Genomic DNA, 15,253 nt, shown 5'->3' with positions numbered 1-15,253 from the left:
CGGGGGAGAGGGCGACGCGAACGTCGCAGGTGGGAAGTGTGCCTGCCGCGCCAGGGCGCTGGCAGGCACACGCAACCGCGTTCTAGAAATCGAACACGTATTCTGCCGCGATCTCGCGGCCGATCGGGCTGAACAGGCGACTGTTGTAGAACTCGTAATCGAGTTTGTACGGGTCCTTGTGGTTGTAGCCGGTGCTGTTGAAGACGTTGTTGACGTAGAGATTGAGCTTCATCGCCGGGGTGATGCGGTAGCCGAGATTGACGTTCCAGGTGATGGCCGGGCCTACGCGGCCGTAGTACTTGCGCGTGCTCTGGCCGAAGGTGGGGCTGGCAGGATCGGTATCGGTGCAGCCGGCACGGTCGTCAGGCACGCCGCCATCGGCAAACGGCACGCAGCCGCCCGGGTTGTCCAGCCGGTCCAGGCCCCAGTGCGAACGCACGCCGGGCACCGCGCCGACGCGGTCGCCGTAGACGGTGGCGTTCCAGTTGCCATACAGCCAGTTCACGCTGCCGCGCAGCTTGCTGCGGATGTCGCGATCGCGGCGCTCGGGATTGGGATCGGTGCGGTAGGTCTGCTCGCGCATCGAACGCAGGTTGGTGTAGTCGAGCCCGAGCTGGAAATCGCCGATGCCGGTCTTGAGCTGGTAGCGCGCCGACAGGTCGATACCGCTGACATCGCGCTGGGCCAGGTTGATCGGGCCGCGCTCGATCGCGGTGATGGCGCCGCTGCCATCGCGCTGCACGCGCGCAAGGATCGAGGCGCAGTAATCGGCGCCGCCCGGGTTGGACCAGGCCTGGCCCGGGGTGATGGTCAGCCCGGTGCGGCAGCCGGCTTCGTCGCGCAGGATGGTGGTTTCGTCGATGTCGCGGATTTCCTTCTCCAGGTGGATGCGCCAGTAGTCGGCGGTGAAGGAAAAATTCTCGAACGCGTCCCACACAAACCCCACCGTCCACGAGTCGCCCAGCTCCGATTCCAGGTCCGGGGTGCCGCGGCGGTTGATCGCAAACGGATAGGTCACCGCGGTGTTGTCGCCGGTGCAGTTGTTGATCTGGTAGGCGCCGCTGGCGATGCAGCGGTACTGGTCCAGCGTGCGCACCTGCGCCGAGCTGGGCTGGCCGAGCAGGTAATGCATGTCCGGGGCGCGGAAGCTGGTGGCGTAACTGCCGCGCAGCAGCAGGCTGTCGAGCGGCCGCCACTGCAGGCCGGCGCTCCAGGTGGATTCTTTCTGGGTGCCGATGTCCAGCAGGTTGGCGTCGTCGTTGAAGGCTTTGTAGTCGCCGTAGCGGTCATAGCGGCCGGCCAGGGTGGCGATGAGCGTGGTGGTCAGCGGCACGCTGAACTCCAGGCCGCCCGAATAACGGGTGCGTTCGCCACCGCCGCGGTCCACGTTCTGCACCTCGTAATCGACATTGGCGCGCGGGTCAGGGTTGAGTCGGTAGCCCTGCTGCGCGGCTTCGGCCACTGCGGCGAATTCGATCGGCCCGGCCCAGCCGTCGAACAGCGTGCCGCTCAGGCTCAGCGCGCCCTGGTTGACCCAGGAGGCGGCGCGGTTGACCGAGTGCGCACCGATCTGCGCGTACTGGCCGGGCGTAAGCGGGTTCCACCAGCGCGCGCGGTCCAGCGCGTAGGCCGGCAGCCCGTCCACGGTGCCCTGTTGCGGACCCAGGAAGTACGCGTTGGCGCGTTGCCAGTTCACCGTGGAGATGCGTTCCTGCACGCGGTAGTACGAGCGCCCCAGCGAGGCCTCCCAGTCGAAGCGGCCGTCGGCCAGGGTGCCGCGGAAACCGGCACTGATGTCCCAGGAGCGCTCGCGGTTGCGGTTGCGCAGGCCGGCCTGGCTGCCGACCTCATTGGCGGTGAATTGCCGCACGCCGATCAGCTGCTGGCCGCTGGTCACATCGTAGAACGCCGGGAAATCCAGCCCTGCCGGCAGCTGCACCGCCGGTGGCGAGGTGCCCCACTGCGCTTCGGAGTCGAACACCGCCAGGTTGGTCCAGGCCTGCATGCCGTTGCCGAACTCCCAGGTGCCGTACAGATACCCGGACAGGTCCTTGCTGCCGCTGCGCAGGAGCCAGTTGCCGTAGTCGGCGGTCAGCCCGCACAGCTGGCCGGTGTTGCTGGTCACGCCGCTATTGCGGTTGTAGAGCAGGCGGTCGGCCAGGTAGTACTCGCCGCCGAACTGGTCGCAGGCGCCCGGCGGCGGGGCCTGGCGGGTGCCGGTGGCGTTGTCGATCAACGCAATGCCGCTGCTGGGGCGAAAGCCGACCCGGCGCTGCTCGGTGGTCCAGGCGCTGTAGGGTGCGTCGCTGGCGTCGTCCATCTGCGGGCGGTCGCGGCCGAACAACGGGTCGCGGCTGGTGTATTGCAGCGCGTAGGTCACGCTCCAGTTGTCGCCGGTGCGCCCGCCGGCCCAGGACACGTCGGCGGTATCGCGGCCGCCTTCGGTGGCGGTGCCGCCGCGCATGCGGAACTGGTCGCCGCTGTAGTTCTGCTTGAGGATCACGTTGACCACACCGGCAATCGCGTCCGAGCCATAGATGGCCGAGGCGCCACCGGTGAGCACTTCCACCCGGTCCACTGCCGCGGCGGGGATGTTGCTGTAGTTGGAAACGTTGCTCTGGCCGTTGTAGGGCAACGGGTAGTCGGCCACCCGGCGGCCGTTGACCAGCAGCAGGCTACGGTTGGGGCCGAGGTTGCGCAGGTTGAGCGGGCTGGCGTTGGGCGTGTGCGAGCCCCAGCTGACGTCCGCCTCCACCGTGCCGATGGCCTGGTTGAGCGTGCCGAGCATGTCGTAGACGGTGGTGAAGCCCTGGGCGCGGATCTCTTCGGAGCCGATGATCTGCACCGGCGCCGGGCCTTCGGCCTGCACGCGCTTGATGCGCGAGCCGGTGACAGTGACGGCGTCGAGTTGCTGCGGGTCGGCGGCCTGCTGGGCCAGCGCGGACAGCGGCGACAGCGATGCGAGCAGCAGCGCCTGGGACAACACGGTGGGGCGGCAATAGCGGGAAGCGGTCATTCAAGCGTCTCGTCGAAGGTGATGGTGCGACGGAAAGACAACGTCTCTTCAAACACTTGCGGGGGATTGGCGTGATTGGATCGATCTAAATTCGGGTCGCTCTGTGTCGCGTGTTGGCAAAGATTAAGCAATCCAAAACATCCGCTGCACACCGCGCCGCAGCAAAGCCGGCGGGCTCTAGCGGACCCGCTGTTGCGTAATTCCTTGCAGATCAATTGCTTGACGCGTTCAGCGATTGCTGACGGAAATTGCCAGCTGCGCTAACGGATGAGGTCGTCTTGGGCAGGGACTAGCCGGCGGTTTGACCGCTGCAGGTGCCCTTCTCCCGTGTGCGGGAGAAGGTGCCCCGAAGGGGCGGATGAGGGCACCGGCGAAACACCATGCTTCAGGCCGGAATCCGTCCTGAAAGCCTCCACCGCCGGCCGTCAAGGCAGCAGCGACAGCACACCAGCAACGACGCGGGCGAAGACTCGACAGTGTGGCGGCGTCCACAAAAAAGCCCGGTCATCTGACCGGGCTTGGCCACACGTTGGCGACGTCGGGAGGGGCCGGCGCTGCGGTGTTGCGGTGACGTCAGATCCAGCGCATGCCTTCGAACGGGTTCCAGCTGGTGCTGCCTTTGGCCTTGTCCAGGTAATAGGCGTAGTTGGCGATCATGCCGGTCAACAACGACATCGGCAGCCACAGTACATTCTGGAACGCGGCCGGCAGGAACGAGGCCACGATGCCCAGCACGAGGCTGATGCCAATCAGGCTCAACGCCTTGCGCCACAGGCCGATGATGAAGAAATAGATGCAGCCGAAGAAGAAGGCATAGAAATTCATGCCGATCTTGACCTTGTCACCGAAGCTCAGCGTCTTCAGCGCCTCCTTGTAGGTCGGCTCCTTGGGGCTGCCGTGACGGTCGAAGAAGTCGAAGCGAAACTGCCACTTGGGGCTGAGTTGGGTGCGATCGAAGGTATCCATTCCAATCCATGTAGTTGAAAACGGTTACATGATAGGCGATCGCGTATTCAGGAGCACGTCTTTCGGGGCAGATTCTGCAACGTTGCAGGGCGCCAGCCACGCGCAACCGGCCTTGCCCGGCCACCGGAACGTCCCGCGCGGCCAGCCGCTAACGCTGCTGGCCGATCCCGGACCCGCGCCGCGCGCGCCGGATGGCGTAAAGCGAATGGTCGGCCCGGTCGACCACCGCGGTCAGCGCTTCGCCTTCCTGGCGCAAGGCCGTGCCCAGCGTGAACAGGATCGGCGCATCGTCGCTGGCCGCCGTGTAGGTGCGCACCAGCTCTTGCAGCTGCTGCTCGCTGGCCTGGTGCAGCAGCACCAGAAATTCATCGCCGCCCAGCCGGACCAGGTGGTCCTGCCGGCGCAACGGGGCATTGAGAAACCAGGCCATCTGCACCAGCACTTCATCGCCGCGCTGGTGGCCGTAGGTGTCGTTGACCAGTTTGAACTTGTCCAGGTCCACCACCACGCAGCCCCAGCGCACGCTGGCATCGCGCCTGTCCAGGTCGTCCAGGAAGCGGCGATTGAAGCAGTTGGTCAGCGGGTCGGTGAACGACCATTCCAGCAGCTGTTTTTCCTGCTGATGCTGGTTGGTGACGTCCTGGGCGTGGGCCAGGACGATGGTGGCGTCAGACTCAACGTCGAGCACGTTGTGGTATTTCCAGTGGCGCAGGCTGCCATCGCCGGCTACCAGCTCGATCACGCCGGAATCCTGGCCGTCGAGCACCATGCGCGACAGGTAGCCGCGCACGCCGTCATGCCGCTCCGGGCGGATCAGCTCGAACAGCGAGCGGCCCTCCATCTCTCCCACGCTGCGGCCCAGCGAGCGCGCTGCCGCCGGGTTCACGCTGACCAGGTGGCCATCCATGTCGTGGGTGCAGATCAGCCCCAGGCTGTACTGGAACATCTTGCGGAACTTGCGCTCGCTGGCGGCCAGCGCGTCCACCGCGCGATGGCGGTCAGTGACGTCCTGGATTGCGCCGATCAGGCGCATGCGGCCGTCGACATGTTCCACCGCGCCGGTGCTGTGCACCCACAGGCGGCGGCCGGTGCTGCTGATCAATGGCAGCTCCAGATCCCAGGGCGTGCCGTCGCGCACGCACAGTTCCACCGCCTCGGTGATCACCGCGCGCGCTTCCAGCGGGTAGAAGGTGATGGCTTCGGCCAGCGTGGGCTGATAGCCCGGCGGCAAGTCGTGCAGCCGGCAGGTTTCGTCCGACCAGGTCAGCGTATTGGTGCCGACATCCACTTCCCAGCCGCCGACGCCGGCCACCCGCCCGGTACGCTCCAGAAACGCTTCGCTCTCGCGCAGACGCTGCTGCAGTTGGGCGTTGATGTCGGCGCGCTCGAGCATCACCCGGCGCTGCTCCAGGCCTTCGGCGGCCACCTTGGCCAGCTGTTGCAGAGCTGCCAGCTGGGCCGGCTGCAGGTGACGCGGGCGCTGGTCGATCACGCACACCGTGCCCATGCGCAGGCCATCGGGCAGCACGATGGGGGCGCCGGCGTAATAACGAATGCCGGGTGTATCGGTGACCAGGGCGTTGCTGGAGAAGCGTGGGTCGGCCGGGGCGTTGGGCACCTCCATCACCGCATCGCCCTGTATGGCGTGGGCGCAGAACGCCAGCTCGCGCGGGGTCTCGGACACGCCCGGCAAGCCGATGTTGGCCTTCCACCATTGCCGATGCTCGTCCACCAGCGACACCAGCGCGATGGGCGTGCCGGCGATGGCCTGTGCGGCGGCGGCCAGGGCATCGAAGAACGGTTCGGATTCGGTATCGATCACCTGCAACAACGCCAGCCGCGCCAGACGCCGCGCTTCGCTGGTGGTGGATGACACAACGGTATCGCGCTGATTCAACGGCAAGCTCGCTCGTGCCCGTGCAATCCGCCCAGTCTAGCGGACTGTGCATGAGTGCCAATCAGCGCTTTCGTGCACCGGAACACAGGATGCGCTGCGGCCGCTGTGCAGGGGGGGGCGTCCGCTTGGCCTGGTTCACGTGATCCCTCATTCGCGGCGGTCGGCGGCAGAGCGCTGCATCAGCGCGCCGCCCACCTGCAGCGCTGCCGCCAGGTTGCGTGCGGTGACGCGGACATTGCGGGCAGCGTCGGCCAACGCCTGCTCCAACGTGCAGGCGCCAGGCACCACCGAAAACAGCGCAGCGATGCCCTCCGCGTGCAGCTGTTCAGCGCCGTTGCCCAGCGATCCGGCAATGGCGATGACCGGGATACCGTGCCGCTGCGCCAGGCGTGCCACACCCACGGGCGTCTTGCCGCGCAGGCTCTGGCTGTCGATACGGCCTTCGCCGGTGATCACCAGATCCGCCTGTGCGATCAGCGCGTCCAGCCCCAGCGCCTGAGCGACGACCTCCACGCCCGGACGCAACCGCGCGCCCAGGAACGCCACCAACCCGGCGCCCAGCCCGCCGGCCGCGCCGCCGCCAGGCAGCGCGTGCAGGCGCACGCCCAGATCGCGCTGCACCACATCGGCGTAGTGCCGCAGGTTGGCGTCGAGCTGGCGCACCATCGCCGGGGTGGCGCTCTTTTGCGGGCCGAACACTGCCGAAGCACCGGTCGGGCCGATCAGCGGGTTGTCGACATCGCAGGCCACCTCGACGTGGCACTGCTGCAGCCGCGGGTCCAGGCCAGCGGTGTCGATGCGCGCCAACGCCACCAGTGCCCCACCGCCGGGGCCGATCGGCGCACCGTGCGCGTCCAGCAGCCGCGCGCCCAGCGCCAGTGCCATGCCGGCGCCGCCATCGGTGCTGGCGCTGCCGCCGATGCCGATGATGAAACGCCGCGCGCCGGCATCCAGCGCTGCCAGGATCAACGCACCCACTCCGGCGGTGCTGGCATGCAACGGCGCGCGCTGTGCTGGCGGTATCAGGGCCAGCCCGCTGGCGGCGGCCATTTCGATCACCGCGGTGGCGCCGTCGCCGGTCAGACCGAAGAAGGCCTGCACCGGCGTGCCGAGCGGGCCGCTGACCGTGCATGCGATCACCCGTCCGCCAGTGGCAGCGACCAACGCATCCACGGTGCCTTCGCCACCATCGGCCATGGGCACGGTGGTGTAGTGCCACTGCGGGAATACCTCGGCAAACCCCGCTTCGATCTGCGTCGCCACCGCGCGCGCGGACAGGCTCTCCTTGTACGCATCCGGGGCGATGACGACTCTCACCAGCGACGCGCCTGCGGACGCGCCTGCGATAGGGGACAAGGCGCTGCCGCGCCGATGCGCTGCGGCAATGCCACCTGCAAGGTGCGGTACATCGCCCTACGTCGCCTTGGCCTGCTTGGCCGCGTAGTCCTGCGCCTGTTGCATCACCCGCAGCAGGTTGCCGCCCCAGATGCCGGCGATCTGCGCTTCGGTATAGCCCTTGCGCTGCAGCCAGGCGGTGATGCGCGGGAGCTTGGAAACATCTTCCAGCCCGACCACACCACCGCCGCCATCCCAATCCATGCCGATACCCACGTGGTCCGGCCCGACCACGGCCAGCACGTGTTCCAGATGGGCGAAGAAATCCTCTTCGGTGGCACGCTTGATCGGGTAACGCGCATCCAGATCCTTGAGTGCGGCGCTCAGGGCGGTGCCGTCGGCGATCTTGACGTGTTCCCAGCCGCCGTACTGATCGGTCAGCGCCTTTTCGGCGGCCTTGCGCTCGGCACTGGCGCCGCTGTCGACCAGATAGCCACCGTAGGAGTTCACCTGGATCACGCCGCCGTGTTCGGCCAGCACCTTCAAGCGTGCATCGTCGATGTTGCGCGGATGGTCGTACACCGCACGCGCGCCACTGTGCGAGAGCACGATCGGTACCGGCGATAGCGCAATCAACTGATCGAACACCGCATCGGAGGCGTGCGATTGATCGATCACGATGCCCAGCGCTTGCGCCTGTTGCACCAGTTGCTTGCCGGCCGGACTCAAGCCCTTCCACTCCGGACCCTTGGGGTCGGTAGCCGAGTCGGCGAACTCGTTGTTGAGAAAGTGCACCGTGCTCATCAGGCGCAGCCCCTGCGCGTAATAGAAGCGCAGCAGGGTGGGGTCGGCGACCAGCGGGCTGGCGTTTTCCATGCTGATGTACACCACCCGCTTGCCGTCGGCCTTGATGCGCGCCGCATCGGCGGGCGTGCTCGCAAACGCAAACCGCTGCGGCTGTGCGGCCAGCAGTTGATGGATCTTCATCAGCCGCTGCAGCCCGGCATCGCGGTCATCGAGATGCGCGGCGGCGCTGCGATTGCCCTGGCCGGTGTAGACCGCCCAGAACCCGCCATCGAGCGCGCCGTCGACCATGCGCGGGTAATCCACTTGCGACAGGCGATTGCCGGCATGCGCCTGCAACATATCGAAGTCGGGCCGCTCCAGATTGGCCGGCGTATCCAGATGCGAATCCAGGGTGACCAGACGCTTTTGCAGCGCGGTGGCGCGCGCCAACTCGGCCTTGGAAAACTCCAGCGCATGCGCCGAGCCAGCCAGGCTCAGCAACACGGCCACACATCGCAGTTGCAGATTCATGCGCGCTCGCAGGCAGGTGGGGTCATCCGATCATAGCCGCAGCGCGGCCGCGCGCTGGCTGCGCGTTGTGCACGCAAATGGCCCGGTCATGGCGCGCACAAGTTCAACCAGCGCCACACCACGAGCGCCGAACGCGTTGCAGTTCTAAAAAATACACTGCCAAAGCAATTGCGCGGCGGTCGGCGCTGCGCACACTTGCGCGGCCGTCGCTGGCGGCATCCCCCACTCCCGATACCCGCAGATCGCCGTGCTTTCAGCGCGCGACGTGCGGGTGTGCGCAACACCTTCCCTTCTTGGCGAGATCCCTCTATGTCCATCGCATCGCGTGCGCTGCCCCGGCGCTTGCTCACCCTTGGTTTGATCGCCACCGGCCTTGGCGCGGCCTCCACCGCGAGTGCGGCCTGCACCGCCGGCACCTGGACGGCGCGCGTCAATGAAATCGGCATGCCGCCAGTGCGCTACGAAACCGCGCATTTCGCCTTCCGCTGGAATGGTAACGGCGTCTCCGATGCGGATGTGCGTGCGGCCGGCGCGCATCTGGAAATGGTCTGGGACACTTTCATCAATCGTCTGCAATTTCCCGAGCCGTTTTGCAATGTCGCCACCAAGTACAAGGCCAACCTGCATCTAGACCCGAGTTTTGGCCTGAGCGGCGGTGCCACCAGCAGCGGCGGCATGGGCATGTGGATGGCGCCGGGCGGCCTGCGCGACCATTGGGGTCTGGCGCACGAACTTACACATGCGCTGCAATACCAGGCTGGCGGCTTGCAGGAGTCCGAATACACCGGCTGGATCTGGGAATCGCACGCCAACTGGATGACTCATCAGCTGCCGGAATTCCACAGCAGCGACGTGCATTGCTCCAGCATGCTGGTGAACTACCCGCACGTGTATCTGGGCTCCACGCGCGACCGTTATTGCAACTGGCAGTTCATGGAGTATCTGAAGAACCGCTACGGCTACGCCATCATCAACGACATGTGGAGCAAGGCGCCGCGCATCGACAACCCGGCGCGTCGCACCGCCGATCCGTTTTCGGTCATCAGGACCAACATGGGCTGGACGCAGGCACAACTGAACGATGTGTTCGGCGACTGGGCCATGCGCAACGTCAACTGGGATTACACCAATCCCGACGGCAGCGACCAGGGCGTGCTGTATCGCGCGCGCTACGGCAGCAATCTGTCGTTCGACCCGCAGCGCACCCAGGACTGGGACAACCGCGACCGCGCCTTGCGCATGACCGTGCTCGACCCGGTGGCCGGCCAGGCCAACCGCTATCGCGTGCCGTTCGAATGGGCACCGCAGCGCTGGGGCTACAACCTGGTGCAGCTGATCCCCGCCAGCGGCGCCACCACGATCCAGGTCGCCTTCGAGGGCCAGGTGCAGAGCGCGGCAGCGGTCACCAGCCTGCCCGGCCTGCTCAACGATCCGTCCAGCATTCCCACCCCGGACTCGGATTGGCGCTGGGGCGTGGTAGCCATCGACAGTGCCGGCAAGGCGCGTTACAGCACGCTGCAGCGCGGCGCCAAGGCCAGCGTCAGCATGCCGCTGAAGAGCGGCGACCGCGCGGTGTATCTGATGGTGATGGGCGCGCCCAGCACCATGCAGCAGATCAAGTGGGACCAGTCGTACTACGCGATCTACCGCTACCCGTGGAGCGTGACGCTGACCAATGCCGCGCCAGCCGGCAGTCAGCCCAATGCGCCCACGCCCACCCCGGTGGGACGTCGTCACGCCAACGGCGGCGGCTGGGTCGCCAACACCGCCAATGTCGCCTCCACCGCCTACGTGGGGCCACGCGCACGCGTGCTGGCCGGCAATGTGCTGGGCAATGCACGCATCGATGACCGCGCCACGGTGATGGGGGGCACGGTGCAGGGCAATGCGGTGCTCGGCGGGCTCACCGTGTGGCATCCGGGCGCCACCATCGGTGCCACTGCGCAGGCGCATACCGTGTTCATGGGCCCGGGTGCGTTCGGCGCCATCAACGTCGGCGGCACCGCACAGCTGCGTGGCGATGTCGAAGAACAAGGCGCCTCGCCCACCCAGGGCGTGTTCTACGGGTTTGTCGATCCGGCCACGATGACCAACCCGGAGTTTGGTGCAGACCTGCGCCAGGCGGTGCCGGAAATCACCGCGCGGCCAGCCGGCTGGTGATCTTGCGCAGCTGCAGCAAGTAGCTGCGCATCAGCGCAAGAAGACTCTACACACAGGCCAGGGACGGCCATCGGTGGACGCACGCAACGCTCACGCCGCTTGCGCGCGTCACTGGCAAGTGTGGTTTGTTCGGCCTGTGCACGTCGCGTTTGGTTTGTCTGTTTTGACCACGTCACGTACCACAGCTGCAAGGTGTTGAAAGCAGTGCGTGGTCCTGTGTGACGAGTGGGTTTGAGAGCGATCGCATGCAGGCGTGTGCTTGCCTGCAGCGCTATGGCCGCAGGCACACCAGCACTGCACATCGACGCTGCCGTGCACGCTGCACGTCCAACGCAGGCTCAATCGTCGAGTTCGGCCAGCCGTGCGCGCAGGCTTTCCACATCGATGTGCTCGCGCACATGCGGCCATTGCCGCGCCCACACCGAGCGGAACACGATCCACGCGCCGAACACGCCCAGACAGGTGGAGCCCAGCGCCAGCAGCAACGGGTGCAGCGGCGAGCCGGTGCCGGTCTGGAACAGATACATGAACGCCCCGGAAAACAGCAGCCACACGCCGAATACCGGCCAGTTGCTGGCCAGCAGGCTGGCATTGGGCCGCTCGATCTCGCGCAGCAACCGGCGCAAGGCCTTGCGTTCGTCTTCGTCGCTGGACGTCATCGGCTGGCGCTCCCTAGTGAATGTCTGCGTTGAAGTCCCGGCTGCAGTGCGCTGCCATCACCCATTGCCATCGTGCACAGACCTGCATCCGCTGCGCGATGACGATGACCGTACCGCCTCACCTGCACCACATGGAACAGCGCACGCCACGCGCTGCGGCGGCAGATGCGAGCACCCACCTTGCACCGCTTACCTGCAGTGCAACGCAACCACACAGCGGCGCCGTCATCGGGCCGCCACGACTGCAATGCCGCCGCCGGTGCCAAACCACGCAGCGGGCGCTACGCATCGCCCGCTGCCTCATCACCACCGCTGTCACATCACGCGGCAGAACACCGCTTTGAGATAGCGCGATTCCTGCACGTGCGCCATGAACGGATGGTCCGGACCGGCACCGGCCACTTTCAGAATCTGGATGGTGCGGCCGGAGAAATACGAGGCGCGGCGCAGCATGTCCAGAAACTCCTGCTCGGCCACCAGGCCGGTGCACGAGAAGGTGGCGAACAGGCCACCGGGCTTGACCACGCCCAGCGCTAATTTGTTCATGTCCAGGTACTTCTTCAGCGCCGGGATCACCTGCTCGCGGTCGCGGGTCATCTTGGCCGGGTCCAGGATCACCACATCGAACTGATCGCCGCGATTGGCCGCATCGCGCAACCACGGAAAGATATCGGCCTGCACAAATTTCGGACGCACGTTGTTGAGCTTGGCGTTGCCCTTGGCAATGGCGATGACGTCTTCGTCGATATCCACGCCCAGCACCTCGGCCGCACCGCGCGCGGCCGCATACACCGCAAAGCCACCAGTGTTGCAGCACAGATCCAGCACGGTCTTGCCTTCCACCTGCTCGCTCAGCCACTGGCGGTTGTCGCGCTGATCGGCAAAGAAACCGGTCTTGTGCGCGCCGGCCGGGTCGGCACGGAACTTGATGCCGTGCTCGGTGATCACGGACGCTTCGGTGGTGGTGTTGCTGTGGAAGTCGAAGCTTTCCTGCTTTTGCACGTGTTCGTCGGCAAAGCTGTGGAAGCGGCAACCCGGGAACTGCTCGCGCAGCGCCTCGTAGATCCACTCACGATGGCGGAACATGCCGGCGGCGAAGAACTCCACCACCACCAGGTCGCTGTAGCGGTCCACCACCAGGCCGGACAGGCCGTCGCCTTCGCTATGCACCACGCGCCAGGCATCGGAGACACCGTCGAGCTTGAGCCAGTCGCGGCGCAGGCTTACCGCCGCGGCGATCTTGCGCGAAAACCAGCCCGCATCCACCGGCACCGACTGGTCGGTTTCCAGGATGCGCACGGCGATGCGCGAGTGGCCGTTGTAGAAGCCGCGGCCGATCCATTCCCCATCCACGCCGACCACATCGACGATGGTGCCGGGTTTGGGCTTGGCGATGGGCTTTTCGACCAGCTTCTGGAAGATCCACGGGTGGCTGGAACGCCACGCATTCTTGAGTCGGACGACGGGGACAGGAGTATTCATTCGCCTATTGTATCCGGCTGGATTGACGTGCCCGTCCCCGGCACGCAGAATCGGCCCCAGAAGGGGAGTAGCTCCCAACGTTGTCGCCGTCATTACGAGTCCTGCTCCGGCAGACGCTCCGGTGCAACGGCAACCGGTCTGGCCGGTTGCGAGCGAGACCTTCGCCGCGCAGGCGAAGGTCCGTCACCCGGAATCCACGATTTCCGTGTCACAAGGCCTCAGCCCAACCGGCTGTCCAGGTCGTTTCACTTTTCGGGATTCTTTTATGCAAACCATTGGCAATGTCTGGTTATGGGGCGGTTTCGGGGCGGTGGTGATCGCCGCGCTGCTGATCGATCTGGTGCTGATGCGCCATGGCGGCGCCCACAAGGTCACCTTCAAGGAAGCCACCTGGTGGAGCATCGGCTGGGTGCTGCTGGCGCTGGCCTTCAATGCCGGGCTGTGGTGGTACCTGCAGGGCACCATGGGCGATGCGCGGGCCGATCAGATCGGGCTGCAGTTTCTGACCGGCTACCTGGTCGAAAAATCGCTGGCGGTCGACAACATCTTCGTGTTCCTGATGGTCATGACCTACTTCGGCGTGCCCGAAGAACAGCGCCAGCGCGTGCTGATCATCGGGGTACTGGGCGCCATCGTGCTGCGCGCGATCATGATCTTCGCCGGCTCGATGCTGCTGGCCAAGTTCCATTGGCTGCTGTACGTGTTCGGTGCGTTTCTGCTGCTGACCGGCATCAAGATGTGGTTTTCCGCCGGCAAGGAGCCGGATCTGGAGACCAACCCGGTATTGCGCTGGATGCGCAGCCATCTGCGCCTGAGCCCGCAGTACCACGGCAACCTGCTCAGCGTGATCAAGGATGGCAAGCGCTGGTTCACCCCGCTGTTTGTGGTGTTGATCCTGATTGCAGTGATCGATGTGATCTTTGCGGTGGACAGCATCCCGGCGATCTTTGCGATCACCACCGACCCGTTCATCGTGCTGACCTCAAACGTGTTTGCGGTGTTGGGCCTGCGCGCGATGTTCTTCCTGCTGGCCGGCATGGCCGACCGCTTCCACCTGCTGCCGTACGGCCTGGCGGTGATCCTGGTGTTCATCGGCACCAAGATGATGATCATCGATCTGTACAAGATCCCGGTGCTGGTCTCGCTGGCGGTCGTGGTCACGATCCTGGTGGCCACCATCATGCTGAGCCTGTTGCGCCCGGCCAAGCCGGCTGGGCACTGACCGGCAGGGAATCGGGAATCGGAGGTGTGCTTTGCTGCAGATGGTGGTGCAAGGGACGCCGCGGTTTCGCTTCGTCTCTTGCCACTGAGCCGGTCGTGGTCTTCGGCCTTGATCGGTGGCTACGCCGCCCACTGCTCGGCTGGGCCGCAGCGCACCACAGGCGATACCGGAACATCGGCGCCGCGCCCTGGTTGCCACCCGATCATCTGCGGTCAGTTATCTGCCGCCGCGGCCTGCCTGCCGGGCGTTGCATCAGCCCGGCAGGCGGCGGGATTGTCCCGTCGCCGGATCCGGTTATCCCGCGCTCGCGGGGCTTGCAAAGGCAAAACCACGCCGCCATCCGTGAATGTATGACACCGCATTCTGTTGCCTCCGATACCACCACCCAGAGCCGCGTGGACCGCTCGCGGGTCCTGCGCGCCTTCAATATCAGCCTGGCCGCCGTGTTGCTGCTGGTGGCGGTGTTCACCGCGCAAGGCATGTTCGACTGGCGCGCCTGGGCGGTCGCGCCACTGCAGGCCGACGGCCTGATCGGCATCCTCACCGCGCCGCTGTTGCACGGCTCGCTCGCGCATCTGGGCGCCAATGCGGCAGCGCTGCTGATTCTGGGCACCTTGGCCGGCAGCGTGTACCCGCGCGCCACCGCCATGGCATTGCCGCTGCTGTGGCTGGGCTCGGGGCTGGGCGCGTGGCTGTTGGGCGAGCCTGGCAGCCGCCACCTGGGCGCCAGCGGCGTCACCCACGGCCTGATGTTTCTGGTGTTCGTGCTGGGCCTGCTACGGCGCGACCGCCCGGCCATCGCCACCAGCATGATCGCCTTCCTATTCTACGGCGGCATGTTGGTGACCATCCTGCCGCACGAAGCCGGGGTGTCCTGGCAGTCGCATCTGGGCGGCGCGGTGGCCGGCTTGATCGCCGCGCTGCTGCTACGCCTGCGCGACCCGCAGCAAGCCAAGCCGCGCTACAGCTGGGAAGACGAGGACGAAGACGCCGCCTGGGAAGTGCGCGACGCCGAGCACGCGATGCTGGAACCGCCGCCGCCGCGTCAGGTACCGGTGCTGTGGCAACGCCAGGACGACGGCTCGGAAAACGTGGTGCTGCATTTCCCGCCGCGCGAGCGCCCGCCAGGTACCTAGTGCCTGCATGAAACGATGATCGAAACGATGCTGAGCTCCCGTAGGAGCGTGCTTGCGCGCGAC

10 protein-coding genes are annotated in these 15,253 nt (G+C 66.1%); 3 read left to right on the top strand and 7 right to left on the bottom strand.

The genetic code is table 11. The features are described from left to right. Window positions 1–82: 82 nt before the first annotated feature. From RQH86_RS18170 to RQH86_RS18150, 5 genes are all read right to left on the bottom strand, one after another. Window positions 83–3,016, bottom strand: a complete 2,934-nt coding sequence (locus RQH86_RS18170; protein WP_311260624.1) for a TonB-dependent receptor — start codon at window positions 3,014–3,016, stop codon at window positions 83–85. Window positions 3,017–3,589: 573 nt separating this feature from the next. Then, entirely contained in the window at window positions 3,590–3,982 is a 393-nt protein-coding gene (locus tag RQH86_RS18165; protein ID WP_115526525.1) for a DUF2628 domain-containing protein, read from the bottom strand. Between the two features lie 148 nt (window positions 3,983–4,130). Further along, window positions 4,131–5,879: a diguanylate cyclase gene (locus tag RQH86_RS18160; RefSeq protein ID WP_311240098.1), complete on the bottom strand. Its 1,749-nt coding sequence runs from the start codon at window positions 5,877–5,879 to the stop codon at window positions 4,131–4,133. A 147-nt stretch (window positions 5,880–6,026) separates the two neighbouring features. Next, the gene (locus RQH86_RS18155; protein WP_311240099.1) at window positions 6,027–7,196 is read right to left on the bottom strand and encodes a glycerate kinase; all 1,170 of its coding nucleotides are present in this window, start codon (window positions 7,194–7,196) and stop codon (window positions 6,027–6,029) included. A 96-nt stretch (window positions 7,197–7,292) separates the two neighbouring features. Continuing rightward, window positions 7,293–8,531, bottom strand: a complete 1,239-nt coding sequence (locus tag RQH86_RS18150) for a dipeptidase (protein ID WP_311240086.1) — start codon at window positions 8,529–8,531, stop codon at window positions 7,293–7,295. A 309-nt stretch (window positions 8,532–8,840) separates the two neighbouring features. On the opposite strand from RQH86_RS18150, the gene RQH86_RS18145 reads away from it, so the two are divergent. Then, the gene (locus RQH86_RS18145) at window positions 8,841–10,691 is read left to right on the top strand and encodes an Svx/AvrXca family virulence/avirulence protein (RefSeq protein WP_311240087.1); all 1,851 of its coding nucleotides are present in this window, start codon (window positions 8,841–8,843) and stop codon (window positions 10,689–10,691) included. 338 nt (window positions 10,692–11,029) lie between these two features. Here RQH86_RS18145 and RQH86_RS18140 read toward each other — a convergent pair whose 3' ends face one another. Beyond that, entirely contained in the window at window positions 11,030–11,350 is a 321-nt protein-coding gene (locus RQH86_RS18140) for a hypothetical protein (protein ID WP_115514768.1), read from the bottom strand. Between the two features lie 315 nt (window positions 11,351–11,665). Further along, the gene (locus RQH86_RS18135; RefSeq protein WP_055852526.1) at window positions 11,666–12,832 is read right to left on the bottom strand and encodes a class I SAM-dependent rRNA methyltransferase; all 1,167 of its coding nucleotides are present in this window, start codon (window positions 12,830–12,832) and stop codon (window positions 11,666–11,668) included. Between the two features lie 265 nt (window positions 12,833–13,097). Between RQH86_RS18135 and RQH86_RS18130 the strand changes: the two genes are divergently transcribed. Together RQH86_RS18130 and RQH86_RS18125 are read left to right on the top strand one after the other, a co-directional pair. Further along, window positions 13,098–14,054, top strand: coding sequence for a TerC family protein (locus tag RQH86_RS18130; RefSeq protein WP_055852529.1), 957 nt, complete (start codon window positions 13,098–13,100; stop codon window positions 14,052–14,054). A gap of 350 nt (window positions 14,055–14,404) precedes the next feature. Beyond that, complete coding sequence (locus RQH86_RS18125; protein WP_311240088.1) at window positions 14,405–15,190, top strand: rhomboid family intramembrane serine protease; 786 nt, start codon at window positions 14,405–14,407, stop codon at window positions 15,188–15,190. The last annotated feature ends 63 nt before the right edge of the window (window positions 15,191–15,253 follow it).

This window comes from Xanthomonas sp. WCS2018Noco2-27 (assembly GCF_031843525.1).
GTDB lineage: Bacteria > Pseudomonadota > Gammaproteobacteria > Xanthomonadales > Xanthomonadaceae > Xanthomonas.
This window is presented reverse-complemented; position numbering and strand designations above follow the sequence as displayed.

What these genes read in the sequence shown, in the direction of transcription:
- RQH86_RS18170 (WP_311260624.1), bottom strand. Translation starts at nt 3,016, where the DNA reads ATGACCGCTTCCCGCTATTGCCGCCCCACCGTGTTGTCCCAGGCGCTG.
- RQH86_RS18165 (WP_115526525.1), bottom strand. Translation starts at nt 3,982, where the DNA reads ATGGATACCTTCGATCGCACCCAACTCAGCCCCAAGTGGCAGTTTCGC.
- RQH86_RS18150 (WP_311240086.1), bottom strand. Translation starts at nt 8,531, where the DNA reads ATGAATCTGCAACTGCGATGTGTGGCCGTGTTGCTGAGCCTGGCTGGC.
- RQH86_RS18145 (WP_311240087.1), top strand. Translation starts at nt 8,841, where the DNA reads ATGTCCATCGCATCGCGTGCGCTGCCCCGGCGCTTGCTCACCCTTGGT.
- RQH86_RS18140 (WP_115514768.1), bottom strand. Translation starts at nt 11,350, where the DNA reads ATGACGTCCAGCGACGAAGACGAACGCAAGGCCTTGCGCCGGTTGCTG.
- RQH86_RS18135 (WP_055852526.1), bottom strand. Translation starts at nt 12,832, where the DNA reads ATGAATACTCCTGTCCCCGTCGTCCGACTCAAGAATGCGTGGCGTTCC.
- RQH86_RS18130 (WP_055852529.1), top strand. Translation starts at nt 13,098, where the DNA reads ATGCAAACCATTGGCAATGTCTGGTTATGGGGCGGTTTCGGGGCGGTG.
- RQH86_RS18125 (WP_311240088.1), top strand. Translation starts at nt 14,405, where the DNA reads ATGACACCGCATTCTGTTGCCTCCGATACCACCACCCAGAGCCGCGTG.